At 65.1% G+C, this 26,000-nt stretch carries 23 protein-coding genes; 10 read left to right on the top strand and 13 right to left on the bottom strand.

Annotation, left to right across the window (positions count from 1 at the left end; genetic code table 11):
- Positions 1 to 551 precede the first annotated feature (551 nt).
- The 8 genes from QX051_RS06635 to QX051_RS06670 all read right to left on the bottom strand — a co-directional run bounded on the left by QX051_RS06635 (position 552) and on the right by QX051_RS06670 (position 9,817).
- Complete coding sequence (locus QX051_RS06635; RefSeq protein ID WP_315775848.1) at positions 552 to 1,199, bottom strand: nitroreductase; 648 nt, start codon at positions 1,197 to 1,199, stop codon at positions 552 to 554.
- A 254-nt stretch (positions 1,200 to 1,453) separates the two neighbouring features.
- Positions 1,454 to 2,701, bottom strand: a complete 1,248-nt coding sequence (locus tag QX051_RS06640) for an acyl-CoA dehydrogenase (protein WP_315775526.1) — start codon at positions 2,699 to 2,701, stop codon at positions 1,454 to 1,456.
- A 122-nt stretch (positions 2,702 to 2,823) separates the two neighbouring features.
- On the bottom strand, positions 2,824 to 4,068 hold the full coding sequence (locus QX051_RS06645) for an acyl-CoA dehydrogenase (RefSeq protein ID WP_315775527.1): 1,245 nt from the start codon (positions 4,066 to 4,068) through the stop codon (positions 2,824 to 2,826).
- 120 nt (positions 4,069 to 4,188) lie between these two features.
- Positions 4,189 to 5,310, bottom strand: a complete 1,122-nt coding sequence (locus QX051_RS06650) for an acyl-CoA dehydrogenase family protein (RefSeq protein WP_315775528.1) — start codon at positions 5,308 to 5,310, stop codon at positions 4,189 to 4,191.
- Between the two features lie 135 nt (positions 5,311 to 5,445).
- A complete protein-coding gene (locus QX051_RS06655; protein ID WP_315775529.1) occupies positions 5,446 to 7,314 on the bottom strand; it encodes an AMP-binding protein in 1,869 nt (622 codons plus the stop codon).
- Positions 7,315 to 7,355: 41 nt separating this feature from the next.
- Positions 7,356 to 8,162, bottom strand: coding sequence for an enoyl-CoA hydratase/isomerase family protein (locus tag QX051_RS06660; protein WP_315775530.1), 807 nt, complete (start codon positions 8,160 to 8,162; stop codon positions 7,356 to 7,358).
- A gap of 153 nt (positions 8,163 to 8,315) precedes the next feature.
- Positions 8,316 to 9,074, bottom strand: coding sequence for an SDR family NAD(P)-dependent oxidoreductase (locus QX051_RS06665; RefSeq protein WP_315775531.1), 759 nt, complete (start codon positions 9,072 to 9,074; stop codon positions 8,316 to 8,318).
- Between the two features lie 83 nt (positions 9,075 to 9,157).
- Positions 9,158 to 9,817 carry a TetR family transcriptional regulator gene (locus QX051_RS06670; protein ID WP_315775532.1) on the bottom strand — a complete coding sequence of 220 codons (660 nt, stop codon included), beginning with the start codon at positions 9,815 to 9,817 and terminating at the stop codon, positions 9,158 to 9,160.
- A 138-nt stretch (positions 9,818 to 9,955) separates the two neighbouring features.
- Between QX051_RS06670 and QX051_RS06675 the strand changes: the two genes are divergently transcribed.
- From QX051_RS06675 to QX051_RS06690, 4 genes are all read left to right on the top strand, one after another.
- Positions 9,956 to 11,128 carry an acetyl-CoA C-acetyltransferase gene (locus QX051_RS06675; protein WP_315775533.1) on the top strand — a complete coding sequence of 391 codons (1,173 nt, stop codon included), beginning with the start codon at positions 9,956 to 9,958 and terminating at the stop codon, positions 11,126 to 11,128.
- Positions 11,129 to 11,297: 169 nt separating this feature from the next.
- Positions 11,298 to 12,836 carry an acyl-CoA synthetase gene (locus QX051_RS06680; RefSeq protein ID WP_315734786.1) on the top strand — a complete coding sequence of 513 codons (1,539 nt, stop codon included), beginning with the start codon at positions 11,298 to 11,300 and terminating at the stop codon, positions 12,834 to 12,836.
- Positions 12,837 to 13,096: 260 nt separating this feature from the next.
- Positions 13,097 to 14,167 carry an alpha/beta hydrolase gene (locus tag QX051_RS06685; RefSeq protein WP_315775849.1) on the top strand — a complete coding sequence of 357 codons (1,071 nt, stop codon included), beginning with the start codon at positions 13,097 to 13,099 and terminating at the stop codon, positions 14,165 to 14,167.
- A gap of 95 nt (positions 14,168 to 14,262) precedes the next feature.
- Positions 14,263 to 14,640, top strand: a complete 378-nt coding sequence (locus tag QX051_RS06690) for a hypothetical protein (RefSeq protein ID WP_315734788.1) — start codon at positions 14,263 to 14,265, stop codon at positions 14,638 to 14,640.
- 72 nt (positions 14,641 to 14,712) lie between these two features.
- On the opposite strand, the gene QX051_RS06695 is transcribed toward QX051_RS06690, so the two are convergent.
- The gene (locus QX051_RS06695) at positions 14,713 to 15,435 is read right to left on the bottom strand and encodes a hypothetical protein (protein ID WP_315775534.1); all 723 of its coding nucleotides are present in this window, start codon (positions 15,433 to 15,435) and stop codon (positions 14,713 to 14,715) included.
- Between the two features lie 202 nt (positions 15,436 to 15,637).
- On the opposite strand from QX051_RS06695, the gene mbfA reads away from it, so the two are divergent.
- The 3 genes from mbfA to QX051_RS06710 all read left to right on the top strand — a co-directional run bounded on the left by mbfA (position 15,638) and on the right by QX051_RS06710 (position 18,771).
- Positions 15,638 to 16,609: an iron exporter MbfA gene (gene mbfA, locus QX051_RS06700; RefSeq protein WP_315713729.1), complete on the top strand. Its 972-nt coding sequence runs from the start codon at positions 15,638 to 15,640 to the stop codon at positions 16,607 to 16,609.
- Between the two features lie 78 nt (positions 16,610 to 16,687).
- Positions 16,688 to 17,218: a cytochrome b gene (locus QX051_RS06705; protein WP_315775535.1), complete on the top strand. Its 531-nt coding sequence runs from the start codon at positions 16,688 to 16,690 to the stop codon at positions 17,216 to 17,218.
- A gap of 83 nt (positions 17,219 to 17,301) precedes the next feature.
- Complete coding sequence (locus QX051_RS06710) at positions 17,302 to 18,771, top strand: amidase (protein WP_315775536.1); 1,470 nt, start codon at positions 17,302 to 17,304, stop codon at positions 18,769 to 18,771.
- 188 nt (positions 18,772 to 18,959) lie between these two features.
- Here QX051_RS06710 and QX051_RS06715 read toward each other — a convergent pair whose 3' ends face one another.
- Positions 18,960 to 20,048 carry a Zn-dependent alcohol dehydrogenase gene (locus QX051_RS06715; RefSeq protein ID WP_315734796.1) on the bottom strand — a complete coding sequence of 363 codons (1,089 nt, stop codon included), beginning with the start codon at positions 20,046 to 20,048 and terminating at the stop codon, positions 18,960 to 18,962.
- A gap of 41 nt (positions 20,049 to 20,089) precedes the next feature.
- On the bottom strand, positions 20,090 to 21,874 hold the full coding sequence (locus QX051_RS06720) for an acyl-CoA dehydrogenase family protein (RefSeq protein WP_315775537.1): 1,785 nt from the start codon (positions 21,872 to 21,874) through the stop codon (positions 20,090 to 20,092).
- Positions 21,875 to 21,984: 110 nt separating this feature from the next.
- Here QX051_RS06720 and QX051_RS06725 point away from each other — a divergent pair, with 110 nt between their 5' ends.
- Positions 21,985 to 23,004 (top strand): glutathione S-transferase family protein, encoded by a 1,020-nt coding sequence (locus QX051_RS06725; protein WP_315775538.1) that lies wholly within the window; start codon positions 21,985 to 21,987, stop codon positions 23,002 to 23,004.
- Positions 23,005 to 23,099: 95 nt separating this feature from the next.
- Positions 23,100 to 23,801 carry an SDR family NAD(P)-dependent oxidoreductase gene (locus QX051_RS06730; protein ID WP_315734802.1) on the top strand — a complete coding sequence of 234 codons (702 nt, stop codon included), beginning with the start codon at positions 23,100 to 23,102 and terminating at the stop codon, positions 23,799 to 23,801.
- Between the two features lie 158 nt (positions 23,802 to 23,959).
- Here the strand turns inward: QX051_RS06730 and QX051_RS06735 are convergent, their stop codons facing one another.
- Both QX051_RS06735 and QX051_RS06740 read right to left on the bottom strand, forming a co-directional pair.
- On the bottom strand, positions 23,960 to 24,574 hold the full coding sequence (locus QX051_RS06735) for a GNAT family N-acetyltransferase (RefSeq protein ID WP_315775539.1): 615 nt from the start codon (positions 24,572 to 24,574) through the stop codon (positions 23,960 to 23,962).
- 78 nt (positions 24,575 to 24,652) lie between these two features.
- Positions 24,653 to 24,856: a DUF1127 domain-containing protein gene (locus QX051_RS06740; protein WP_315775540.1), complete on the bottom strand. Its 204-nt coding sequence runs from the start codon at positions 24,854 to 24,856 to the stop codon at positions 24,653 to 24,655.
- Between the two features lie 113 nt (positions 24,857 to 24,969).
- On the opposite strand from QX051_RS06740, the gene QX051_RS06745 reads away from it, so the two are divergent.
- Positions 24,970 to 25,890, top strand: coding sequence for a transcriptional regulator GcvA (locus QX051_RS06745; protein ID WP_315775541.1), 921 nt, complete (start codon positions 24,970 to 24,972; stop codon positions 25,888 to 25,890).
- Positions 25,891 to 26,000 lie beyond the last annotated feature (110 nt).

Here is a 26,000-nt window from a genome sequence, read left to right on the forward strand (position 1 = left end):
CGAGGACGTAAAGGTTGGAGGGCGTATTCATGGAATCCATCGCTGACACTTCAGGTTTTGAGCCGTGACTGAACCTTCAATCGAGAAGATCATCGAGCTACTACAATTTTGCATCGTTGACGCTCGGGCAATGCAACTCAAAATGTTGGAGAGGATTTTGTCAATATCATTGCTTGAAGCCCACGAGCTCAGGGAAAAATGCGCGCCCAAATCGAGCAACAGCAACCACTAGCGCTCCTGCACCGACCCTCGCCACCCCTCCGGTCCCCGCAGCAGTGAGCCTCGATTGGCGGATTGCGGACAAACTGTTGATTTCAGAGCGGCTTTCGATGTGAAGGTCGGGCAGGAGAGCGCGAGCATCGTTGCCGAAACGCGCTCGCCGAACGTGGACGACAGCTCGGCAAAATCATGGCACCGCCGCCCGAGCTGCTCCCTGTTCAGCAAACTCGGTTTACAAAAAGGGACTCGTGGGTCGTCCTGCCCCGTCCGGAGTCCCGCAAAACGGAACTCCGCCGGCAACAAATACGCGCGCACGACTTACGGACGCGAAGTTATTCGTCGTGAAAACGGACCGTCTCGGCAACCGCGGCGCGGCTGGTGCGGTAGGAGTTCGCCTTGTGACCGAGATCGGGATAACCGAACGAGATGCCGCAGACCACCTTGCGGTCGTCACCTAATCCGAAATGCTGCCGCACCACGTCGGAATGAAATGCCAGCGCCGCCTGCGGCACGGTGGCGATGCCGAGCGCCTGCGCCGCCAGCATGAAGCTCGTGACGTAGCCACCGCAGTCGATCGCGCCGTAGGTGCCGAGCGCCTCGTAGCTGTGGATGATCGCCACATGCGGCGCGCCGAAGAAGTTGTAGTTCTGCAGCGCCTGCCGGGCATAGCCGGCCTTGTCGCCGCGCGGGATGTCGAGCGCGTTGTAGAGCTGGAAACCACTCTCGCGCCGCCGGTCCAGATAGACGCCGGTGTATTCGCGCGGAAACGGGAAGTCGCCTGACGCCGGCTTGCCGCTGGAGGCCGCCGCATACATCACCTTCCGGAAAGCCTCGGTCGCCGGGCCCGACGTGATCTCGACCAGCCAGGGCTGGCTGTTGCACCAGGACGCGGTTTTCTGCGCCGCCGCCAGGATGCGCTCGATGGTGGCGCGCGGCACGGGCTCCGCGCGGAAGCTGCGGCAGGAGAAGCGCGCGGCCATCAGCTCTTCGAGAATGGTGATGGGATCTTGCTCTGACTTTGGCGCCGCTGATGACATGATAACCTTCCGTACAGTTCGACCGGAGGCGCTCGCGTTGTGCTCGCCCTCCACACCCCGCCATTCCGGGGGCGGTCGCCGCGGCGACCGCCCCCGGAATCTCGACATTGTTCAGAATAAACCCGAGCCGACATCGAGATTCCGGGTTCAAGGCCTGCGGCCTTGCCCCGGAATGACAGTCGTCGTGATGCCGTGGATTAGCTCCGCCCCTTGGTCGGCACCTTGTTGAACGGCACGTCCTTGTCGACCCGGATGTCACCGGGCAGGCCGAGCACGCGCTCGGCGATGATGTTGCGCAGGATCTCGTCAGTGCCACCGGCGATGCGCATCGAGGGCGAGGTCAGCAGCATCTGCTGAAACTGGCCCTGCGTCACCGCCTCGTCCGCGCCGGTCAGCACGCCGGCGCCGCCTTCGAGATCCATCGCGTAGGTTGCGATATCCTGCAGCATGACGCCGGCGACCAGCTTGCCGATGGAATTCTCAGGTCCCGGCCGCTCGCCCTTGGACAGCGCCGAGATCGCGCGATAGCTCGTGTATTTCAGCCCGCTGGCCTTGACCGCCCACGACGCCAGTCTCGAGCGCGTGGCGCGATCGTCGATGGCGAGTCCGCTCTCGGTCATCAGATTGGCGCAGAACTCGAACATCTCCGGGAAGCCGGTGGCGAGCCGCGCGCCGATCGACATGCGCTCGTTCATCAAGGTGGTCAGCGACACGTTCCAGCCGTCGCCGACCGCGCCGAGCCGCTGGCTGTCCGGGATCACCACGTCGGTGAAATAGACCTCGTTGAACTCCTGCATGCCGTTGGCCTGCTTGATCGGGCGGACCTCCACGCCCGGGCTCTTCATGTCCAGGAAGAACATCGTCAGGCCCTTGTGCTTGGGCACGGTGGGATCGGTGCGCGTGATCAGCAGGCCATAGTCGGAATAGTGCGCGCCCGAGGTCCAGATCTTCTGGCCGTTGATGAGCCAGTCGTCGCCGCGCTTCTCGGCGCGGGTGCGCAGACCCGCGACGTCGGAGCCGCCCGCCGGCTCAGAGAACAGCTGGCACCAGATCTCCTCGCCGGAAGCGAGCTTGGGCAGATGGCGCCGCTTGTGGTCCTCACTGCCATAGGCCATCACGGTCGGGCCGCACATGCCCTCGCCGATCTGGAACGGCTGCGTCAGCTTGCCGTACACGCCCTCCTCCTGCTGCCAGATCACGCGCTCGATCGGCGTCGCACCGCGGCCGCCATACTCCTTCGGCCAGTGCAGGCAGGCCCAACCGGCGTCGGACTTCTTCTTCTGCCAGGCCTTGCCGACCTCGACGATGTCGGCATGCTTGAGCCGGATACGCCCGAGCGAGGAGCTCGCCAGCTCCTCCTCCAGCTCCTTCGGCGCGTTGGCCGCGATCCAATCGCGCGCGGTGTCGCGAAAAGCGGCTTCCTGCGGGGTATCGTCGAAATTCATGGTCTAACCCTCACTCCCGATGCGTAGGGCGGGTTAGCCGAAGGCGTAACCCGCCACTTGATCAGCGTTGTACGAGCTGACGGCGGGTTACGCTGCGCTAACCCGCCCTACGACTGCACGTGTTAGTTTCGTCCCCGGGTCGGCACCTGATTGAACGGCACGTCCTTGTCGACCCGGATGTCACCCGGCAACCCGAGCACGCGCTCGGCGATGATGTTGCGCATGATCTCGTCGGTGCCGCCTTCGACGCGGGTGCCGGGCGCGCGCAGCAGCATCGCCTGGAATTTTCCGGCGAGCTCAGCCTCCGGGCCGCTCAGCACGCCGGCGGCGCCCTGCAGGTCCAGCGCGTAAGCCGCGACGTCCTGGATCATTGGTCCGGCGACCAGTTTGCCGATCGAGTTCTCAGGTCCCGGCCGCTCGCCCTTCGACAGCGCCGAGATGGCGCGGATGCTGGTGTATTTCAGTCCGCTCGCCTTCACCGCCCAGTTCGCCAGCTTCGAGCGAACGTTGCGGTCCTCGATCGCGGGCCGATCATCGAGCATGACGTTCGAGCAGAAGTCGAACAGCTCCGGGAAACCGGTGGAGACACCGGCGCCGATCGACATGCGCTCGTTCATCAGCGTTGTCAGCGCGACGTTCCAGCCGTCGTTGACGGCGCCGAGACGCTGCGAATCCGGGATCACGACGTCGGTGAAATAGACCTCATTGAAATCGGAGTGACCGCTGGCCTGCTTGATCGGCCTGATCTCGACGCCCGGGCTCTTCATGTCCAGGAAGAACATGGTGAGCCCCTTGTGTTTCGGCACCGTGGGATCGGTGCGCGTCAGCAGGATGCCGTAGTCGGAGTAATGCGCACCGGATGTCCAGATCTTCTGGCCGTTGATCACCCAGTCGTCGCCACGCTTCTCGGCTCGGGTGCGCAAACCGGCGACGTCGGAGCCGCCGGCCGGCTCGGAGAACAGCTGGCACCAGACCTTCTCCCCCGACGCGAGCGGCGGCAGATATTCACGCTTATGCTGCTCGGAGGCGTAGGCCATCATGGTCGGGCCGCACATGCCGTGGCCGATGATGAACATGCCGGAGAGCTTACCGAACGGCCCCTCCTCCTGCTGCCAGATCACGCGCTCGATCGGCGAGGCGCCGCGGCCGCCATAGTCTTTCGGCCAATGCAGGCAGGCCCAGCCGGCCTCCGCCTTCTTCTTCTGCCAAGCCTTGGCGACGTCGAGGATATTGGCGTCCTTCAGCGCGACGCGGCCGAGCGAGGAGGCGCGCAGCTCGTCCTCATACTGCTTTGGCGCATTGGCCGCGATCCAGGCGCGGGCTTCGGCGCGAAATGCAGCCTCCTGCGGGGTGTCATCGAAGTTCATGGTCAAACCCTGCTTTCGTAGGGTGGGCAAAGGCGCAGCGCGCCGTGCCCACCGTTGCAATCACATGACGCGATGGTGGGCACGCTTCGCTTTGCCCACCCTACGAGTTCTCACCTTGCCTCACGCCGCATTGCGCTTGCGGTCGATCAGCTGGTCCTCCCAATAGGACAGACTGCCGAGACCGAGCGCGAGCGCGTTGGCGCGTCGGTAGTACATGTGACAGTCGAACTCCCAGGTGAAGCCCATGCCGCCATGAACCTGGATGTTGTTCTTGGCGCAGTGTTGAAAGGCTTGCGTCGCGCTGATGCGCGCTGAGGCCGCGGCCTCCGGCAATTCCGGCGCATTGGTCGAGAGCGCCCAGGCGCCATAATAGGAGTTGGAGCGCGCCAAGGTCGCCGAGACGTACATGTCAGCCAGCATGTGCTTGACCGCCTGGAACGAGCCGATCGGCCGGCCAAAGGCGATCCGGTCGAGCGCGTAGTCGCGGCCCATCTCCAGCGCGCGGTCGGAGCCGCCGACCTGCTCGAACGCCGTCAGCACCGCGGCGCGATCGAGCACCTGGGTGATGATGCTCCAGCCCTCGCCGGCGGCGCCCAGCGGCTCCGCCTTGCAGTTGGTGAAGGTGAGCTCAGCCTGGCCGCGGGTCGGATCTAGGTTGGTGAGTTCCTTGGCCGCGACGCCACCGGCCTTCACGTCGACCAGGAACAGCGAGATGTCGCTGTCACGGCCGGTGGACGCGGTGCGCGCGGCAACGATGACGAGATCGGCAATGGCACCGTCGGCCACCGGCTTCTTGGTGCCGTTGAGCACGCCGTTGGCGGCCTCACACTTGATCGCCTTGGGCGACGGATTGCCGGTGCCCTCGAACAGCGCCAGCGTGCCGATGGCCTCGCCATTGGCGATCTTCGGCAGCCAGGCCTGCTTCTGCGCATCGCTGCCAGCCAGCATCAGCGCTTCGGCGGCGAGATAGACCGTCGACGAGAACGGCACCGGCGCCAGCGCGCGGCCGACCTCCTCGGCGATCACACAGAGCTCGAGATGACCGGCGCCCGCGCCGCCGTACTCTTCCGGAATGGCGACGCCGAGGAAGCCCATCTCGGCAAAGCCTTTCCACAGCGCGCGGTCATACGGCTCCTTGCCATCGAGCACGACACGCACCGCCTTGGGCGGACACTTCTCGGCGAGGAATTTCCGCGCCTGGTCCCGCAGCTGCTTCTGGTCGTCGGAGAAATCGAAGTTCATGGCCTCACCTGCTTCCTGATCGTCATTCCGGGGCGATGCGCAGCATCGAACCCGGAATCTCGATCTGATTTATCTCTGGATTCCGGGTTCACTCGCTGCGCGAGTGCCCCGGAATGACGGTTTCAAAATGCGTCATCACAGCACGATCACGTCGCTGTCGGGCTCGGCCGCGTAGAGCCGCTCGACCAGCGCGGCGCGGCGTTCGAGACCGGCGCGCTGGTTGATGTAGCCCTTGTCGGTCAGCTCATGGCCGTCGATCGAGGGCGGCTCGACCATCAACATGGCGCGGCCGATGCGCCGGCTGGTCGCGCCCTCGCACTCTTTATTATGGGCTTCGAGACCGCGGCGGACGCAGTCGATGACGGCCGGATGCTTCACCACGTCCTCGAACGTCGCATTGGGATCACCGACCAACTGGCGGCAGGCGTGCAGATTGGGCCAGGCCAGGAGACCGACATATTCGCGGTCCTGCCCCGTCACCAGCGCATCGTGGATCGCCGGCGTTGCGGCTGCAATCGCATCGGTGCGCAGCGAGCCGACATGGACGAAGGTGCCCGTCGTGAGCTTGAAATCCTCGACCACGCGGCCGGCGAAGATGATGCCTTGCGCCGGGTCATTGGGATCGACGAACACGCCGGCATCGCCGATGCAGTAGAACCCTTCCTCGTCGAACGCCTTCTTCGTCAGCTCGGGCTGACCGAAATAGCCGGGCATCACGTTGATGCCGCGCAGGCGCAGCTCGTACTTGTCGCCGGTCGGCACCATCTTCAGCTCGACGCCGGGGAACGGCAGGCCGATGAGGCCGACCCGCTCGGTGTTCCAATAGGTGCCGGTCGAGGTCGGCGCCGTCTCAGTCGAGCCCCAGCCGGTGTAGAACACGATGCGCTCGCCCGTGGTCTTCACCGCCAGCGCCTGCATCCGCTCATAGAGATCGTCAGGCAGCCGCGCGCCGCCATAGGCCATGATGCCCAGATCCTTGAAGAAGGAGCGGCACAGCGCGTCGTCCTTTTCCATCGCCGCCGCGAGCGCCGCATAGCCGGCGGGGACGTTGGCGTAATAGGTCGGCGAGACCTCGCGCAGGTTCCGGATGGTTTCGTCGAACATGCCGGGCATCGGCCGGCCGTCATCGATGTAAAGCGTGCCGCCCTCGATCAAGAGCGGATTGAACAGCGCGTTGCCGCCCATGGTGTGATTCCACGGCATCCAGTCGAGCACGGTAGAGACCGGCGCATCAGGCCCGCGGGGCCGCGTCTGCATCATCATCGCCGCATTGGCGCACATCATGCGCTGGGTGTTGATGACCGCCTTGGGCATGCCGGTCGAGCCGGAGGTGAACAAGAGCTTGCCGACGGTATCCGGCGTGATCTGCGCGATCGAGGCATCGACCTCGCCGGTGACCGGCGTCGCGGCGAGATCGGCGAAGCTGACGCTGGGGATGCCCTCGCACGGACGCGCGACATGAATGACGGTGACGCCGTCGAGATCGAGCGCCTTCAACGCCTTCTCGAAGGTCGGGCCGTCCTGCACCATGACAACGCCCGGCTTCACCAGCCCGAACAGATATTTGAGCTTCAGATGATCATGGCTCATCAACGAATAGGCCGGCGACACCGGAGCAGCCGGCGAACGGGCCTGCATCGCGGCCATGGTGATGAGCGCATGCTCGATCGAATTGCCGGAGAGGATCGCGACCGGGCGGCCGTCGAGTTTCAGATTGAGCAGACCCTGCGTCAGCCCGTCAACGGTCCGTTTCGCCTCGGCATAGGACAGCTTGCGCCAACGTCGATCGGGGCCGCTGCGTTGCGCGAGCCAGGTCCGCGTCGGCGCCTCCTTGGCCCAGCGGGCGAGCGGCGCCGCCAAATGCGGCTCATAGGCCTGCAGCGGAATGCGCGACTTGATGACGATGACGCCGTCACCGCGCCTGACGACATCGATGTCGCGCGCCAGCCAATTGACCTTGCGGAATGCCGGCTTCTCCAGCACCTTCGCTGCCGTCCCGTCCATTTTGCGTCTCCCGAAATATCGTCCTTTGCGGATCTTGATATCTAGCGGTTGGTATAGACCGGCTTTCGCTTCTCAAGAAAGGCTTGAATACCTTCCTTGAAATCTTCGGAGCGGCTGCACAGCACCTGGTTGCGATCCTCCATGGCGATCACGGCTTCGATCGACGACGCATCGACGCTCATGTTGAGGCATTCTTTCGACAGTCGAAGACCGACCGGCGATGCGGTCATCATCGCCTCGATGAACGGCGCGGCCGCGCTCTCGAGCATATCGTCCTCGACGATCTCCGACACCAGCCCGACCATGAGCGCGCGCTCGGCGCCGATGAAGCGGCCGGTGAGAATGAGCTCAGACGCGACGGAGACGCCGACGAGGCGCGGCAGGAAGTAGCTGGTGCCGATGTCGCAGCCCCCTAAGCCAAGCTTGATGAAGGCGCAGTTCATCCGCGCCGAGCGCGACGCGATGCGGATGTCGGCCGCGAGCGCCAGGGCGAAGCCGCCGCCGGCGGCTGCGCCCTGCACCAGCGCAATGATCGGCTGCGGACAGCGCCGCATCAGCATCACGATATCGGCGATGCGCCGCTGCGAATCCAAGGACTCGGTGACGCCAGGGGGCTCATTGACACCGCCGCGCCGCTGCATCGCGGCTTTCAGATCGAGCCCGGCGCAGAAGTTCTTGCCGGCGCCCTTCAGCACGACGACCCGCGTGGTACGATTGCGCTGCAGGCTTTCGAAATAGGCATTGAGCGCGTCGATCAGCGCCGGATCGAGCGCGTTGAGGCTGTCCGGACGGTTGAGCGTCACCCGGTCGACACCATTGTCGTGCTCGATCAGCAGCGGTTGGGACATGACGCGCGCTCCACCCTTATTATCATCCCGGCGAACGCCGGGATCCATAGCCACCGGCTTGTGTTGTACCTACGGCGTCTGTCAGATTGCCTGTTTCAGACGCCGCGGAGTATGGGTCCCGGCGCAAGGCCGGGACGACAGCGGAGCTTGCCGCTAGCGCGGCGCCATGCGGATGGCACCGTCGAGGCGGATGGTCTCGCCGTTCAGCATCGGATTCTCGACGATGTGAACCGCGAGGTTGCCGTACTCCGAGGCGTCGCCGAGGCGGGCCGGATGCGGCACCTGGGCGCCGAGGCTCTTTCGCGCCTCTTCGTTCAGGCCCATCAGCAGCGGCGTCAGGAACAGGCCCGGCGCGATGGTGTTGACACGGATCTTCTGGCTGGCGAGGTCGCGCGCCGCCGGCAAGGTCAGGCCGACGACGCCGCCCTTCGAGGCCGAATAGGCGATCTGGCCGATCTGGCCTTCATAGGCCGCGACGCTGGCCGTGTTGATGATGACGCCACGCTCCTCGCCGATCGGCTCGGCGGTGACGAGGCGCTCGGCGAACAGCCGCAGCACGTTGAAGGTGCCGATCAGGTTGACGTTGATGATGCGGGCGAACTTCGCGAGCGGATAGACGCCGTCCTTTCCGACGATGCGCTGCGAGCCGCCGATGCCGGCGCAGTTCACCAGCACGCGGGCGACGCCATGCGCCGCCTCTGCCTTGGCGATGCCGGCCTTGACCTGCTCCTCGTCGGTCACGTCGGCATGAACAGCAACGCCCTTCAGCTCGGCAGCGACCTTCTCCGCGTTCTCCTTGCTCTGGTCGAGCACGGCGATCTTGGCGCCCTTGGCAGCCATGGCGCGCGCCGTGGCGGCGCCCAGGCCCGAGCCACCGCCGGTGATGAGAACGGCAACGTTGTTCAACTGCATGATACGCTTCCTCCTTGGACGTTTTTTGTTTGCGAATAGCGAATGGTGAGTAGCGAATAGGGCGAACCTCTATTCGCTACTCCCTATTCGCCATTCGCCCTCTTCAATATTCCGCCGCAGATCAGCGCCTCCATGTGGGCGATGTACTGACGGCAGACATCATCGGTGACCGGGCCGACGCCGATCGCGCGCGACATCGCGTGGCGGCCGAAGAACAGATGATCGCAGGCGCCGATCAGGCTGGTATAGAACAGCACCGGATCCACGGCGCGGAACTCGCCCCTGGCGACGCCCTCCTCGATCAGTCGGCGATGGAAATCCAACAGCGGCGCGACGAAGAACTTCGACACTTCATCCGCGGCTTCGGCGCTGCTCTCGTGCAGCAGATAGTGGATCAGCCGGTTCATGTAGGGAAACCGGTGATAGGCGCGGATGATGCCGCTGATGTGCAGCTTGAGCTTGGCCGTCGGCGCAAGTGGCTGCGCCAGCAGATAATCGAGATTGGCGACCTCGGTCGCAGCATCGCGGGCGAGCAGCGCCAGCAGCAGCCCGTCCTTGTTGCCGAAATGATATTTGACCAGGGCGGCGTTGGCGCCGGACTTCTGGGCGATGTCGCTGAGCGAAATTTCGATCGAGGACCTCTGAATCATCAGCTCGCTCGCTGCGTCCAGCAGCTTCTCCGCGGTGGCATTCCGTCCCGCGGGAAGTTTTTCCGGCACGCTGTTCTGAAGCTGAGGTCCCAAGACGCATCTCGCTGATGATCGCGGCAGATAAGCCGAAGCCGGAGTTCATCTCAAGAGTTAATTGATCGATTGACTAACCGACATCGGAGCATTTAAATCGCGCGCAATCACGAACACCAAGTCTAGGGAGGACACGTCATGGCGGAAGCCTACATCGTCGCGGCCGCACGCACGGCCGGCGGCCGCAAGGGTGGCCGTCTGGCCGGCTGGCATCCTGCCGATCTCGCCGCGAAGGTGCTGGATACGCTGGTCGAGCGCTCCGGCGCCGCGCCGGACCAGGTTGAGGACGTGATCATGGGCTGCGTCATGCAGACCGGAGAGCAGTCCACCAACATCGCGCGCAACGCGGTGCTGGCGTCGAAGCTGCCGGAGAGCGTGCCCGGCACCTCGATCGACCGGCAGTGCGGCTCGTCGCAGCAGGCGCTCCACTTCGCTGCGCAGGCGGTGATGTCCGGCGCGATGGATGTCGTGATCGCCGCCGGCGTGGAGTCGATGACCCGGGTGCCGATGGGTCTCTCCTCCACGCTTCCGGCGAAGAACGGCTTCGGGCACTACAAGAGCCCTGGCATCGAGAGCCGCTATCCGAACATCCAGTTCAGCCAGTTCACCGGCGCGGAAATGATGGCGGAGAAGTACGGACTCTCGAAGGATGAGCTCGACGAATACGCCTATAACAGCCATCAGCGCGCGATTGCCGCCACGCAAGCAGGCCAATTCAAGGACGAGATCATCCCGCTCGAGATCACCCGTGCCGACGGCTCGACCGACACCCACTACATCGACGAGGGCATCCGCTTCGACGTCAGCCTCGACGGCATCAGAAACGTCAAGCTGATCGCCGAGAACGGCAAGCTGACGGCGGCCACGGCCAGCCAGATCTGCGACGGCGCCTCGGGCGTGATGGTCGTCAACGAGCGCGGCCTGAAGTCGCTCGGCGTCAAGCCGATCGCCCGCGTCCATCACATGACCATGATGGGCGGCGATCCCGTCATCATGCTGGAGGCGCCGTTGCCGGCGACACAGCGCGCGCTGCAGAAGGCCGGCATGTCGATCGACGACATCGATCTTTACGAGGTCAACGAGGCCTTCGCCTCGGTGCCGACCGCGTGGCTGAAGGCAACCCGCGCGGATCCTGACAGGCTCAACGTCAATGGCGGCGCCATCGCGCTCGGCCATCCGCTCGGCGGCTCCGGCACCAAGCTGATGACCACGCTGCTGCATGCGCTGAAGGCCCGCAACAAGCGCTATGGGTTGCAGACGATGTGCGAAGGCGGCGGCATGGCGAACGTGACGATCGTGGAGCGGCTGTAGTCCTCGCTACAGCAATGGTGTCGTCCCGGCCTTGCGCCGGGACCCATACTCCCACGTATTCGTGGTCGAGCTGAGCTGGAGCTCCAGCTCGCTTCCCAATTTCATTCGGTGGTTATGGGTCTCCGCTTTCGCGGGGACGACAGCCATCCTGATCAAGCGGTGTGCCCTCATGACCCACCCCTCCATCCACGCCCGAAGCCATCCCGACAAGATCGCCTATCAGATGGCCGGCAGCGGCAAGGCCATCACCTATCGCGAGCTCGACGAGCTCTCCAATCAGGGCGCGCAGCTGTTTCGTGCGCTGGGCCTGAAAGCCGGCGACCATATCGCCTTCCTGATGGAGAACCGGCTGGCCTTCATGGAGATCGCCTGGGCCGCGCAGCGTTCCGGTCTCTACTATACCGCGATCAGCCGCTATCTCACCAAGGACGAGATCGCCTACATCATCAAGGATTGCGGCGCCAAGGTCTTCATCACCTCGCCGAAATGCGCCGAGCAGGTCCGCGATCTCGTGAGCGGCACGGACGGCCCGCTGTTCTTCATGGTCGACGAGCCCGAGCCCGGCTTCCGCTCCTGGGACAAGGAGGCTGGTGCCCAGCCGACGACGCCGATTGCCGACCAGGTCGCCGGCTATGACATGCTGTACTCGTCGGGCACGACGGGACGGCCGAAGGGCATCAAGAAGGACTTCGAAGGCAATCCGATCGATCAGCCGAACCAGTTCCTGCGCGTGCTCTGCGCCGACATGTGCGGCATGAACGCCGACAGCATCTACCTGTCGCCGGCACCGCTCTATCACGCTGCGCCGCTGCGCTTCAACATGATGGTATCCGTGCTCGGCGGCACCTCGATCATCATGGAGCATTTCGACGCCGAGGAGTTCCTGAAGCTCGTCGAGACATACAAGGTCACGCAGTCACAGCTTGTGCCGACCATGTTCGTGCGCATGCTCAAGCTGCCGGAGGACGTCCGCAAGCGCTACGACGTCTCGACCTTGAAGGGTGCGATCCACGCCGCAGCGCCCTGCCCGGTCGACGTCAAGGCCAGGATGATCGAATGGTGGGGTCCGATCCTGATTGAATATTATGCCGGCTCCGAAGGCAACGGCGTCACCGTCTGCACCTCGAAGCAGTGGCTGGAGCACCGCGGCAGCGTCGGCCGTGCCGTCGTCGGCAAGATCAAGATCCTCGGCGAGGACGACCAGGAGCTGCCCATCGGGGAGATCGGCTCGGTCTACTTTGCCGACGCACCTGTGTTCTCCTATCACAACGATCCGGAGAAGACGAAGCGCGCTTATAATGACAAGGGCTGGTCGACCCTCGGCGATGTCGGCTATCTCGATGCCGACGGCTTCCTCTATCTCACCGACCGCAAGTCCTACATGATCATCTCCGGCGGCGTGAACATCTACCCGCAGGAGACCGAGGACGTCCTCATCACCCACCCGGAGGTGGCCGACGTCGCGGTGTTCGGCGTTCCCAACGAGGAGATGGGCGAGGAGGTCAAGGCGGTGGTGCAGCCGCACGACATGGCGCGCGCCGGCAAGGCGCTCGAAGAGCAATTGATCCTGTTCTGCCGCCAGCATCTGTCGCCGATCAAGTGCCCGCGCTCGATCGACTTCGAGCCGGAACTGCCGCGCACGCCGACCGGCAAGCTGGTCAAGCGCCACCTGCGCGAGCGCTACTGGCCGAAGAAGGGCGCGGCATAGCTCCAATAACGGTAGCTGTCGTCCCGGCCTTGCGCCGGGAACCATAGCCACCGCAGCCGATGATGCGAAGGGTATAAGCTCCAGCTTGGCGCCACATGAGCGCCTGTGGTTATGGATCCCTGGATCCCGGCTCGCGCTCGCTTCGCTCGCTTGGCCGGGACGACGCGAGGAGAGTGCACGCCATGTCCCAGTCCCTTCCCCCGCTTCCCCTCCCATCCACGATCCGCTCGCGCTTCGTCGACGGCATCAACGGCCTGCGCATGCACGTGCTGGAAGCCGGCTTCGAGACGCCCGGCCGCCCCTGTATGCTGCTGCTACACGGCTTTCCCGAGCTGGCCTATAGCTGGCGCAAGGTGATGCCGGCGCTGGCCGCCGCCGGATATCACGTGCTGGCGCCGGACCAGCGCGGCTATGGCCGCACCACGGGGTGGAGCGCCGACTATGACGGCGATCTCGCGCCGTTTCGATTCACCAATCTGGTGCGTGATGCGCTTGGCGTGGTCTATGCATTCGGCCATCGCCATGTTGCGTCTGTCATCGGCCACGACTTCGGCAGCCCCGTCGCGGCGTGGTGCGCGGTGATCCGCCCCGATGTCTTTCGATCGGTCGTGATGATGAGCGCACCGTTCCCGGGGCCACCGGCAGCACCGTTCGACATCGCCGGTCATCCCCTCGTGCCGCAGGAGGATCCCGTGCATCGCGAACTGGCCGCGCTGCCGCGGCCGCGCAAGCACTATCAATGGTACTACGCGACGCGGCAGGCCAATACGGACATGCATCGGGCGCCGCAGGGACTGCATGACTTCCTGCGCGCCTATTACCATCACAAGAGCGCGGACTGGGCGGGCAACGCCCCTTACCCGCTGCAGGCGTGGAGCGCGAGCGAGCTCGCGAAGCTACCGACCTACTACGTGATGGACCTCGGCAAGACGATGGCCGGGACCGTCGCCGAGGAGATGCCGGATGCGGCGGCGATCACGGCGAATCGCTGGCTGCCGGACCATGAGCTCGCCGTCTACACCGCCGAATATGAACGAAACGGCTTCCAGGGCGGACTGCAGTGGTACCGCTGCGGCACGTCTGGCCTATTCGACGCTGAATTGCAGACGTGGTCGGATCTCACGATCGACGTTCCGTCTGCATTCATCTCCGGCCTGCAAGACTGGGGCATCTACCAACGGCCCGGCGTGTTTGAGGCGATGCAATCCCGAGTGTGCACCAACATGATGCTGTGCGAGCTGATCGATCGCGCCGGTCATTGGGTGCAGCAGGAGCAACATGAACGAGTCAATGAGCTCCTGTTAACGTTCCTGAACAGACTGACAGCCTGATTTCGGACGCCGTTTCGAACTATCAGGCGAATCGAGGAACGAACATTCGGGGTTGACGTTTCTGCATCCGGGCGATGCGCATCAGGAGATGATTTATGGATAAGAAGATCGCAGGCTTGTTGGGCGCGGTCGCCGCTGTCGGCGCGCTCGGCACGGCGCAGGCGTCGGCGGCTCCCGCCCCGACCGATGTCCTGAAGGCCAATTCCTACGCCGACCTGCTCGAGCCGATTCCGAACGCCGCCAAGGTGCTTCAAGCACTCGACGAGCAGGGACCGCCGACGGCCGAGCCGAAGGTTCAGCTCGCGCAATGGTACCATCACCACCATCATCATCACCATCACCACCATGGCTACTGGCGCGGCTATGGCTATGGCTACGGCTATGGTCCGCGCGTCTACGTGGTGCCGCCGCGGCGCTGGTATCACCACCATCACCATCATCACCACCATCACTGGTACTACGATCGCTACTGATCGCATCGCGATGATGGTTTGACGGGGCGCCGGCCGCGAGGTCGGCGCCTCTTTCATGTCAGCAGGGCGTCCTCACGATTTGCGCGCCTTCTCCTTCGCTGCGCGATGCAGGTGGCGGTAGGTGCCGTCGAACACCGTATCGGTGCTCGACACCCATTCGGTGTCCTTGGCGAGGACCGGCCGGCTGGCATGGATCCGGCGCGACTGCAGCTCGCGTTCCGCCGCTTCGTCGGGGCTCATCGGCTCGACCGTGAAGTTCGCCTCCTCGGGAATCACGATCACCTGCGCGAACGGCTCGCCGGGGTGGAAGATATGGGTCCGGCCCTCGGCAGGCGCCTTGAACACGCAGAAGAACAGCATCGGCCAGAAACTGCGCACCAGCGCCGGCACGGCGATCGGGCAGGTATCGGTGCGGTCGGTGTAGAATCGCGGATGCGGCTCGGTCCGGATCGCAAAGCCGTTGGGCACCTTGAGATCGAGCAGGATCTGGTAGGTGTAGAAGGCATCGCCGAAATTGCGGAATGGCGGCCATTGCAGGCTCGGGCTCGGCGGCTCGCCCCATTCGCCGGACAGCTCCAGCCTGCCGTCGCGCGTGGTGACCTGCAGCTCGAAGTCGTAGGGATAAAACAGCTCGATGCCATATTGCGCACCTTCCGAGAATGGTACGCAATGCCAGACCTGCTCATGCGAGCCATTCGCGCGTGGCTGGCGTTCGCCCGCCCAGCCCGGGATGTCCATCCGGGTGCGGCGCGGCGCCAACCCTGGATCGTTGAGCCGATATTTGACGCTATCCATTGGAACTCCTTAGGTGGCTGAGCGGAACGCGAACGACGGACTATCCTCGCAGTTCCATGACTGGAGCTTGAATGCGACGTCACGAAAGGGTTTCGCGACCAATCTGCGGCCGGAGTTTGACCGCGGTGCAGCAAATCCATATAGACTTTAGAAACGTTCTAAATACTCGAATGTTGAGAGCGAAAGATCCGGGGACCTTGGAATGAAGAACTTCGCCGACCTCACCGAGCGCGAGATCCTGGCAATCGCGATCTCGGCCGAAGAGGAAGACGGCCGCATCTATATGAGCTTCGCGGAGGATCTGGCGGAACGTTATCCGGATTCGGCCAAGCTGTTCGAGCAGATGGCCGAGGAGGAGAAGGGCCACCGCCACATGCTGCTCGAGCTCTATGAGGAGCGCTTCGGCAAGAACCTGCCGCCGATCCGGCGCGAGAACGTCAAGGGCTTCATGCAGCGCCGGCCGATCTGGCTGACCAAGAACCTGTCGCTCGACGCCATCCGCCGCGAGGTCGGCACGATGGAGTTCGAGGCCGAGCGCTTCTACGCCAAGGCCGCCGAGCAGGCCAAGGACGTCGGCGTGCGCCGGCTGCTCGGCGATCTCGCCGAGGCCGAGAAGGGCCACGAGAAGGTCGCGGCGAAACTGACCGACAAGATCCTCAGCCCGGACGTCCGGCACAAGGAGGACGAGACGCGGCGGCGCGTGTTCGTGCTGCAATATGTCCAGCCCGGTCTCGCCGGCCTGATGGACGGCTCGGTCTCGACGCTGGCGCCGCTGTTCGCCGCCGCCTTCGCCACACATCAGAACTTCCAGACCTTCCTGGTCGGTCTCGCCGCCTCGATCGGTGCCGGCATCAGCATGGGCTTTGCCGAGGCGCTGTCCGACGACGGCTCGCTGACGGGCCGCGGCTCGCCGTGGCTGCGCGGCGCCGTGTGCGGCGCGATGACGACGCTCGGCGGATTGGGGCACACGATGCCCTATCTCGTCCCGGACTCCTGGACCAACGCGTTCTGGATTGCGACCGCGATCGCCAGTCTCGTCGTATTCTTCGAGCTGTGGGCGATCGCCTACATCCGCGCGCGCTACATGGACACGCCGTTCCTGCAGGCGGTGTTCCAGATCGTGCTCGGCGGCATCATCGTGCTCGGCGTCGGAATTCTCATAGGAGCGGCCTAGCATCCGCACCCCGGCGTCTTGCGAAACGTCCAGCCGCGAGGCTGATGGCGCCAGACCGATCACAACGGAAAACTCGTCATGACGCCACGCCTGCATTACGGCACGCCCGCGAAGATCCTGCACTGGCTGGTGGTGGCGCTGCTCGCCATCCAGTATCCGATCGGCTGGCTGATGCCGGACCTGCATGCCAACACGCCCCCCGGCGCGCCGATGATCCTGCACATTTCGTTCGGTCTCACCATCCTCGCGCTGATCCTGGTGCGCTTCTTCTGGCGGCTCACCCACCCGGTCGCACCGGAACGGTCACTGCCGCCCTGGCAGCGGCTGAGCTCGGAGGTCGTGCACTGGATGCTCTATGTGATGGTGCTGGCGAGCACCATCACCGGCTGGCTGTTCGCCTCCTTCCGCGGCTGGAGCGTGTCGTTCTTCTTCCTGCTTCCGGTGCCCATGCTGGCCGCGCGCAACCCGGCCGGGAACCGCGCCATCGACGGGCTGCACCAGGCCTCCGAATGGCTGCTGCTGATCCTGATCGTCGTTCACGTCGCCGCCGCGATCGCGCACGTCTTCATCTATCGCGACCGCGTCATGCAGCGGATGCTGCCGGGCTAGAGGATAGTCCGCAATTTTGGTCAAGCGATCGCCATCCGCATCGGATAAGACTCCCGGCAAACATCGTACCGGGAGGATCGACCTTGGCCGCACCGCAATGGACGTTCGCAACCGCCGTCGACACGGCGAAGGCATTGGCAGATCGTCAGATCTCGTCGGTGGAGCTGACCAAGCTCGCCATCGACCGCATCGAACGTCATGACTCCGAGATCAACGCCGTCTGCGTGCGCGATTTCGAGCGCGCGCTCGCTGCCGCTGACGTCGCCGACGCGGCGCTGGCGCGCGGCGAACGGCGGCCCCTGCTCGGCCTTCCGCTCACGGTGAAGGAATCCTACAACGTCGCCGGCCTGCCGACGACCTGGGGTTTTCCGCAGCATAGGGATTTCATCGCGGCCGAGGATGCGCTGACCGTGACGCGCGTGAAGGATGCCGGCGGCATCGTGCTCGGCAAGACCAACGTGCCGCTCGGGCTCGGCGACTGGCAGAGCTACAACGACATCTACGGCACCACCAACAATCCCTACGATCTCGACCGCACGCCAGGCGGTTCGTCCGGCGGATCGGCCGCGGCACTGGCGGCCGGCTACGGCTCGCTGTCGCTCGGCTCCGATATCGGCGGCTCGCTCCGGGTCCCCGCGTTTCATTGCGGCGTCACCGCGCACAAGCCGACCTACGGCCTCGCGGCCTCGCGCGGCCACACGCCACCGCCGTTTCAGCCGCTGCCGGGCGAGGCAGACCTCGCCGTCGTCGGCCCGATGGCCCGCTCGGCCGCTGATCTGTCGCTGCTGCTCGATGTGATCGCAGGCCCCGACCCGCTCGAGGCCGGCAAGGCGTTTCGCCTCGACCTGCCGCCGCCGCGTCACGGTCGCCTGCAGGATTTCCGCGTGCTGGTCGTCGCGAGCGATCCGCTGCTGCCGACCAACAGCGCCGTGCGCGGCGCGATCGAGCGGCTGGCGACCGACCTCGCGCGGGCCGGCGTCAGCGTCACGACGGAGAGCCCGCTGCTGCCGGACTTCGCCGCATCGAGCCGGCTCTACATGCGCATGCTGCTCGGCTTCATCGGCGCCACCATGCCGGCGGAGGTCCACGCCGGCGCCAGCCACGCGGCCGCGCAATTGCCGAAGGAGGCAGCGAGCCTCGCGGCCGAGCGGCTGCGCGGCATCGCGCTCAGCCATCGCGACTGGGTGCAGGCCGGCGGGGCGCGGGCGCGGCTGCGCGCGCAATGGCGAACGCTGTTCGAGAATTTCGATGCCGTGATTTGCCCGATCATGCCGACGCCGGCCTATCCGCACGACCATTCGCCCGACCAGGAGCAGCGCCGCATCAGCATCGACGGCGTCGAGCACTGCTACACCGATCAGCTCGCCTGGCCGGGCATCGCCACCTTGCCCGGACTGCCCGCCACCGCGATTCCGCTTGGGCTTGCCGACGGCCTGCCGGTCGGGGTGCAGATCGTCGGCCCGTACTTCGAGGACCGCACGCCGCTCAAGCTCGCCGAGCTGATCGAGCGCGAGTTCGGCGGCTTCGTTCCGCCGCCGCTGTTTGCGGACTAGTTAGCGATCGGGCTTCTTCAACAACGCCTCGCCAAATTCCGCCGTCGTCCTACATCGTCATGGCCGGGCTTGACCCGGCCATCCATCTTCCAGAGAGGCTGGATGCCCGGGTCAAGCCCGGGCATGACGGGTAACTAATAGGCAGACCCGCCGAACCTCATCACCTGCCTCACACCCGACCACCCACCTCACGCGTCGAACATGATCACGCTGCGCAGCGTCTTGCCGGCTTTCATGTTGGCAAAGCCCTCGTTGATCTCGGACAGCTTCAGCTTGGCGGAGATCCAGTCCTCCAGATGCAGCTTACCGCGCAGATAGAACTCAACGAGACGGGGCATGTCGACGCGGAAGTGGTTCGAGCCCATCGACGAGCCCTGGATTCGGCGCTCGCGCAGGAAGTCGAAGCCGTGCAGCTCGATCTTCTGGCCGAACGGGATCATGCCGACGATGGTCGCGGTGCCGCCAGGCGCCAGCATCGCGAAAGCCTGCTCGGCGGTCTCCTTGCGCCCGAGCACCTCGAAGGCGTGATGCACGCCGCCCTTGGTGAGCTCGCGCACCTGCGCCACGACGTCGCCCTCAGCGGGATTGATGATGTCAGTCGCACCCAGTTTCGTCGCAAGCTGCAGCTTGGCCGGATTGGTGTCGATGGCGATGATACGGCCCGCGCCCGCGATCTCGGCGCCGTTGATCGCAGCCATGCCGACGCCGCCGCAGCCGATCACGGCCACGGTCTCGCCGGCCTGCACCCGCGCCGTGTTGACGACGGCGCCATAGCCGGTGATGACGCCGCAGCCGATCAGCGCCGCGAGGTCGAGCGGCATGTCCGGGCGGATCTTCACGATCGCATTCTCGTGCACCAGCATCTGCTCGGCGAAGGACGAGAGGTTGAGAAACTGGTGCAGCTTCTCACTTCGTCCCCATGACAGCCGGTTGGAGGCGCCGGGCGGCATCTTCACCGTCGTATCGGTGCACAACACCGGGCGGCCCGTCGTGCAGTTGTCGCAGGTGCCGCAGAACACGGACAAGCACGTGACGACATGATCGCCCGGCTTCACATAGGTTACGTCGGCGCCGACCTGCTCGACGATCCCAGCCGATTCATGGCCGAGCACGGCGGGCAGCGGATGCGGATACAGGCCTTCGATGAAGTGCAGGTCGGAATGGCAGAGACCGGCCACCGCCGTGCGGATGAGCACTTCCCGCGGCCCCGGCTTGGGCACACTGATGTCCTCGATCACCAGCGGCTTGTTGACCTCCATCAGCACGGCGGCTTTCATTGGCGTTCTCCCGATCTTGTTTGTTGTTGGTCGCGGCAAGCCTACGCCGCTGACAGCAGTTCGCCAACCTCCTCCATGTCAGCGGTACGTTCGCCGAGCAGCAGCGTGGCGATCGCATCATCCATCCTATTTTCCGCAAGCCGGAACGGATCGGACGGCGTCAGCCGGTGCGCGACGACGAGCTTCGCCAGCAACAGCCTGCGCGCGTCGCCGCGCATCACGTGGATGCGCGCGCTTTCCCAGGTCGTCGAGACGGCGCTCGCCACGTGATACAGCAGGCTGGTGGCGCGGCGCGCTTCGGACTCATTGTCGGCGCGTCCAGCGACCTCGCGCGCAAAGCCGACGGCACGATCCACGAGTCGATGCAGCTGATCGCGCCAGGCCTGCGGCACGGCGGCGCTGTCGTCGAGCCGCGCATGCAGGTCGGCTGCCAGCGCGGCCTCCGCACCGTGCCGGCCCACGGCGCGCTTCAGCGCATCGAGCGCGACGATGTTGCCGGTGCCCTCCCAGATCGAGCCGAGATGGGCGTCGCGCAGCAGCCGCGCGGTGACGAACTCCTCGACATAGCCGATGCCGCCGCGCATCTCCAAGGCATCGCCGCAGACCTTGCGCGCGTCGCGCGTGGCACGGAACTTCAATGTCGGCGTCAGGATGCGCAGCAGCGCCGCGGCCTCCTGGCTGCCGGCCTCGGCACGGTCGAGCGCGTCGGCGGTGAGGAAGCTCATCGACAGCGCCTGCTCGGTCGCGAGCAGGATCTTCAGCAGTTGCCGCCGCCCGAGCGGCAGGTCGACGATGCGTTTTCCGAACACCACGCGGTTGCGCGCGACCGTGATCGCGTCGTGCCAAGCCCGCCGCATCAGCGCCGTCGACTTGACGCCGTTGGAGAGACGCGACGAGTTGACCATCTCGGCCATCTGCGCGAAGCCGCGATCGAGCCGCCCGACCGCATAGGCGATCGCGCCCTCCAGCTTGATCTCGCCCGAGGCCATCGAGCGGGTGCCGAGCTTGTCCTTGAGGTGCACGATCCGATAGTGGTTCTGGCTGCCGTCATCGAGGAAGCGCGGCATCAAGAACAGGCCGACGCCGCGCGTTCCCGCTTCGGCGCCTTGCGGCCGCGCCAGCAGCATCACCACTTTCGCATCGGCATTGGAGCAGAACCATTTCTCGCCATGCAGGCGCCAATGGTCGCCCTCCGGGACGGCGACCGTCGTCAAGGTGCCGACATCGGAGCCGCCCTCCTTCTCGGTCATGAACTGGCCACCCTGGGTCAGCTTTCTCATGTCGGTCTGCGTCAGGCCATCGAGGTACTTGGCCTTGAGCCCGTCGCTGCCGAAGCTCGCCAGCAGCTTGGCGCAGCCATCGGTGACATTGATCGGACATCCCAGACCGAACTCCGCCTGGTTGAACAGGAAGGTGAAGGCGTGCTTTGCCGCGACGGGATATTTGCTCGGCCAGCCGAGAATGCCCTTGCGGATCGACATCGCATGAATGCCGAACTCGCCAAAGGCGGCGCGCTCCAGCTCGCGATACGCGGGATGATACTCGACCCACTGCACGTCGCGGCCGAAGCGGTCGCGCTGGTGCAGCACGGGGCCATGACGGTCAGCCAAGCGGGCGCATTCGTCGAGATAGGAGCCGGCGAGCTCGCCGAGACGGTCGAGATGCGGCACGAGGTGCCGAAACAGCGTCTCGGGCAGATGGATGCGCAGGAGATCGGTGAGCGCCGGATCGGCGCGATAGAAGTTCAGCCCCGTGGTATCGGGCGCCAGCAACTCCGGCCTCGCGCCGCCGGTCATCACGTCATCGCGTTTCAGGAACTGATGCATGATCGTTAAGCCCTCGTTCGTTTCCGCAAGTCTCTGATGGACTCTTCGACAGGTTGCGCCTGATCGGATACACAACAAGCAGCGGCGTGCGCCGAACCGGGAGCAGATCCATGACCAATCAGCCGACGGAGGTTTATCGCATCTTCGGGGCGGAGATGTCGCCCTATTCGGTCAAGGTGCGATCGTATCTGCGTTACAAGGGCATTCCGCATCAATGGATATTGCGCAATGCGGAAAGCGAGGCGGAGTTCGCGCGGCACGCCAAGCTGCCGATCATTCCGCTGGTGGTCGGCCCCGGCGAGGTGCCGATGCAGGATTCGACGCCGATCATCGACGCGCTGGAGCTCGACTTTCCGCAACCCACGCTTCATCCCGGCGACGCGCTGACGAGCTTCATCTCGGCCTTGATCGAGGAGTTCGGCGACGAGTGGGGCAACAAGTGGATGTTCCATTATCGCTGGGCCCGCGATCTCGATCAGCGCGCCTCGGCCGGACGCATCGCCCGCATCCGCGCCCCCAGGGCGGACGAGGCCGAGTGCGGCAAAGTGGCGGATAAAGTCCGCGCCCGCATGGTCGAGCGGCTCTGGTATGTCGGCTCGAACGAGATCAACGCGCCGCAGATCGAGCAGGGCTTTGCCGAAATGCTCGACCTGCTCGAACGACATCTCTCGGTCAGGCCGTATCTGTTCGGCCACCGTCCGGCCTACGGCGATTTCGGACTGTGGGGCCAGCTCTACGAGCTGTGGACCGATCCGACCGCCGGCGCCCTGATCGAAGGCCGCGCGCCGCATGTGCTGGCCTGGATCCACCGCATGCTATGGCCGCGCGCCGAAGGCGAGTTCGAGCTGTGGCCGGAACTGTCACTGACCTTGATGCCGATCCTGACCCGCCAGGTCGGCGCGCTGTTCATGCCGTGGACGCTCGCCAACGAGCAGGCACTGGCGGGACAGCGCGACGTCTTCAGCGTGCAGCTGGGTGACTTCACGTGGACACAGAGGCCGCAGAAATATCATGCGCGCTCGTTGGCCATGCTCCGCGGCAAATACGCGTTCCTGCACGATCGCAGCCGACTCGACGTCGTGCTGGAGGAGATTGGTTGCCTCGCCGGATTGCAGCCGCACCCCACCTGAGGGCGCGTGGCAAAAATGTGGGGACGAGCCGTAGGAAGTCGGCCGCCGGTGCATTAGCTTGATTCCTGCGGACGCTTTGGCCCAAGGACCTGCCCATGGATATCCCAGCCTACAAGATCGCCCTCATCGTCGGTGCCGGCGAAGGGCTCTCGGCCTCGCTGGCGCGGCTGTTCGCGCGCGAGAAGATCCGCGTGGCGCTGGCTGCGCGCAAGATCGAGAAGCTCGGCGCGCTCTGCAACGAGACCGGCGCCCGCGCCTACCCCTGCGATGCGACCAATCCGGAGGAAGTCGAGCGGCTGTTCGGCATCGTCGAGCGCGAGATCGGCGCGCCTGATCTCGTGGTCTACAATGCCAGCGCGCGGGCGCGCGGAGCGCTCACCGATCTCGTGCCGGCCGACGTGCAGCAGTCGATTGCCGTCAGCGCCTTCGGCGGCTTCTTGGTGGCGCAGCAGGCGGCGCAGCGCATGCTGCCGAACAAGCACGGCGCCATCCTGTTCACCGGCGCCTCCGCCAGCGTGAAGGGCTACGCCCAGTCGGCGCCGTTCGCGATGGGCAAGTTCGCGCTGCGCGGCCTCGCCCAGAGCATGGCGCGCGAACTGTCGCCGCAGGGCATCCACGTCGCGCACTTCGTCATCGACGGCGGGATCAGGAGTGCGGCAAGGCAGGAGCCCGCCGAGCGCCCGGACTCGATGCTCGACCCGGACGCCATCGCTGCCAGCTATTGGAGCGTGCTTCAGCAGCCGCGCAGCGCCTGGAGCTGGGAGATCGAGCTCAGGCCGTGGGTGGAGATGTTTTGAGGCGCGGCGTAGTCATTCGATTGCCGATGCTCGCCTCACAACGACTGTCATCGCCCGGCTTGACCGGGCGATCCAGTACGCGCAGCTCGCGGAGAGGAACGTGGACAGACCGCAGCGCATGGGATACTCCGCCTGCGCGTGGCATGACGGACGTCATATCATGAATGTGCTATGATGCGCGGCTCACGGTCCACTACCCTCAGGCCGCCGCTTGGCGATTCCGTAGACCGGTGCCTCAGCTCCTTCTCGAACCGCACCAAGGTCCAGTCATCGGGATACTGGCGAAGATCGAAGCCGGACTTCCTGGCGAGCGCAATCATCACGTCGTTGGTACGCAGCGCATCGCCCGATAGCGTGACGCCGCCGAGCGCAACCGCGCGGCGCTCGAGATTCGCGATCAGCGCCGGGCCGATGCCGTGGCCCTGCCAGCGGTCCTGCACCGACAGGCCGAACTCGACGCGGCCGGTATCGCGGTCGAGCGCGTAGCGCGCCTCGGCCACGATGCTCTCGACGCCGTCGTGATCCATCACGCCGATCAGGCTGTAACGGTCGTTGCGGCCGAGCGCGACGAAATCGTCGAGCACAGCCGGAGGCAGTTCGCTCAGCGCGCCGAGGAAACGCTTGTGACGCGAGCGCGGGCTCAAGGAGCGCACATAGGTCTGCAGCGCCTCGGCATCAGCCGATGTCACGAAGCGCAGCCGCACCTCCTCGCCACGCCGGGTGTGAATGGCGTTGGACGCGGCGGCGAAATCGGCAACGGCGGACGTCGGCATGATGGACTCCGGCGGAGATCAAATTGCCGGCGCCCTCCTTTGCGGAGCGGCGCCGGCGCGACGGGACGAGTGAGGGGCTCAACCCCGCCAGAACGGCTTGTCGATCTCGGCGGCGATATCGCTACGGGACAGGCCGAGGTCGTGCAGGTCGCGCTCCGACCATTGCGCCAGCTCGTGCCGTGTGCGGTAGCGGAAGCGCCAGGCGGCGAGCAGCTCGGCCACCCCCAACCAGAAGCCGGGAGTATGATGTTTCGTCATTGACGAGGAGACGTAGAAAGACATGAAAGCCTCCTGTATTGCACTGAGCCTGCACTATTGGAGGCTTGCCTTTCATCTACAAACGACATTTACTACCGCTTCGGATGATATAACGTCATGTAAACGGGAGACCCTGAGTGACCCGGCTGCCGTCGCTGAATGGATTGCGGGCGTTCGAGGCCGCGGCGCGGCATCTGAGCTTCACCCGCGCGGCCTCCGAACTGAACGTGACGCAGACCGCGATCAGCCATCAGATCAAGCGCTTGGAGGATGAGCTCGGGCTGCGCCTTTTCGTCCGCCAGAACCGTAGCTTGGCGTTGACGCCGCAGGCCCGCGACTATCTCCCGCTGGTGCGGGCGGCGTTCGACGATCTCCGGCTGGCGACCGAGCGGCTGGTGCGCAAGGACAACGCCAAGGTGCTGACGGTCTCCACCATCGCCTCGCTGGCCGCCAAATGGCTGCTGCCGCGGCTGACGGCATTCCAGGAAGCCCATCCCGGCATCGACGTGCGGATCACGACCTCGACCACCCTGGTCGACTTCCGCAAGGACGACGTCGACGCTGCGATCCGCTATGGCCGCGGCCACTGGCCGGGCGTCCGGGCCGAATGGCTGATGGCCGACGAGCTGTTTCCGGTGTGCAGTCCGGCGCTGCTGCAGGGCGACAAGCCGCTACGTTGTCCGGAGGACCTCGCGCATCACACGCTGCTGCAGGCGAGCGGCGGCTATGACGACGACTGGCGGCTCTGGCTGACCGCGGCGGGTCTGCCGGTGGAGATGTCGAGGCCGGGCCGGCTGAGCTTCGACCTGTCGCTGATGACCGTCCAGGCTGCGATCGACGGGCTCGGCGTCGCGATCGGCCGCACGGCCTACGTCCAGGACGACATCGCCAAGGGCCGGCTGGTGGTGCCGTTCAAGATGGCGCTGCCGAGCGACGCCGGGTTCTATCTGGTGACCCCGGAGGGACGAACCGATCCGCCGAAGCTGAAGGCGTTCCGGCAATGGCTGAAGGATGCAACGCAGCAGAAGTCGGCCGCCGGCAATTCTGTTCAGGCCTAGGGCGCCTTGAGCGCAAAGCTATTGGCCGCCAGGGCCTGGTGTGGCAGATTGTCGCACCTTTCCCCTCGGCCGGCGTAGAAATCCTCCGCACGAGCCTCTCGACGGTAGGA

Source organism: Bradyrhizobium sp. SZCCHNR1053 (assembly GCF_032381235.1).
In the GTDB taxonomy this organism is placed as follows: domain Bacteria; phylum Pseudomonadota; class Alphaproteobacteria; order Rhizobiales; family Xanthobacteraceae; genus Bradyrhizobium.

Coding starts and splice junctions, on each gene's coding strand:
- QX051_RS06740 (WP_315775540.1), bottom strand. CDS start 24,856: ATGTCTTTCTACGTCTCCTCGTCAATGACGAAACATCATACTCCCGGC.
- QX051_RS06655 (WP_315775529.1), bottom strand. CDS start 7,314: ATGGACGGGACGGCAGCGAAGGTGCTGGAGAAGCCGGCATTCCGCAAG.
- QX051_RS06640 (WP_315775526.1), bottom strand. CDS start 2,701: ATGAATTTCGACGATACCCCGCAGGAAGCCGCTTTTCGCGACACCGCG.
- QX051_RS06725 (WP_315775538.1), top strand. CDS start 21,985: ATGACCAATCAGCCGACGGAGGTTTATCGCATCTTCGGGGCGGAGATG.
- mbfA (WP_315713729.1), top strand. CDS start 15,638: ATGAAGAACTTCGCCGACCTCACCGAGCGCGAGATCCTGGCAATCGCG.
- QX051_RS06735 (WP_315775539.1), bottom strand. CDS start 24,574: ATGCCGACGTCCGCCGTTGCCGATTTCGCCGCCGCGTCCAACGCCATT.
- QX051_RS06675 (WP_315775533.1), top strand. CDS start 9,956: ATGGCGGAAGCCTACATCGTCGCGGCCGCACGCACGGCCGGCGGCCGC.
- QX051_RS06665 (WP_315775531.1), bottom strand. CDS start 9,074: ATGCAGTTGAACAACGTTGCCGTTCTCATCACCGGCGGTGGCTCGGGC.
- QX051_RS06730 (WP_315734802.1), top strand. CDS start 23,100: ATGGATATCCCAGCCTACAAGATCGCCCTCATCGTCGGTGCCGGCGAA.
- QX051_RS06720 (WP_315775537.1), bottom strand. CDS start 21,874: ATGCATCAGTTCCTGAAACGCGATGACGTGATGACCGGCGGCGCGAGG.
- QX051_RS06660 (WP_315775530.1), bottom strand. CDS start 8,162: ATGTCCCAACCGCTGCTGATCGAGCACGACAATGGTGTCGACCGGGTG.
- QX051_RS06715 (WP_315734796.1), bottom strand. CDS start 20,048: ATGAAAGCCGCCGTGCTGATGGAGGTCAACAAGCCGCTGGTGATCGAG.
- QX051_RS06690 (WP_315734788.1), top strand. CDS start 14,263: ATGGATAAGAAGATCGCAGGCTTGTTGGGCGCGGTCGCCGCTGTCGGC.
- QX051_RS06705 (WP_315775535.1), top strand. CDS start 16,688: ATGACGCCACGCCTGCATTACGGCACGCCCGCGAAGATCCTGCACTGG.
- QX051_RS06635 (WP_315775848.1), bottom strand. CDS start 1,199: ATGGCCGCGCGCTTCTCCTGCCGCAGCTTCCGCGCGGAGCCCGTGCCG.
- QX051_RS06680 (WP_315734786.1), top strand. CDS start 11,298: ATGACCCACCCCTCCATCCACGCCCGAAGCCATCCCGACAAGATCGCC.
- QX051_RS06685 (WP_315775849.1), top strand. CDS start 13,097: ATGCACGTGCTGGAAGCCGGCTTCGAGACGCCCGGCCGCCCCTGTATG.
- QX051_RS06695 (WP_315775534.1), bottom strand. CDS start 15,435: ATGGATAGCGTCAAATATCGGCTCAACGATCCAGGGTTGGCGCCGCGC.
- QX051_RS06650 (WP_315775528.1), bottom strand. CDS start 5,310: ATGAACTTCGATTTCTCCGACGACCAGAAGCAGCTGCGGGACCAGGCG.
- QX051_RS06645 (WP_315775527.1), bottom strand. CDS start 4,068: ATGAACTTCGATGACACCCCGCAGGAGGCTGCATTTCGCGCCGAAGCC.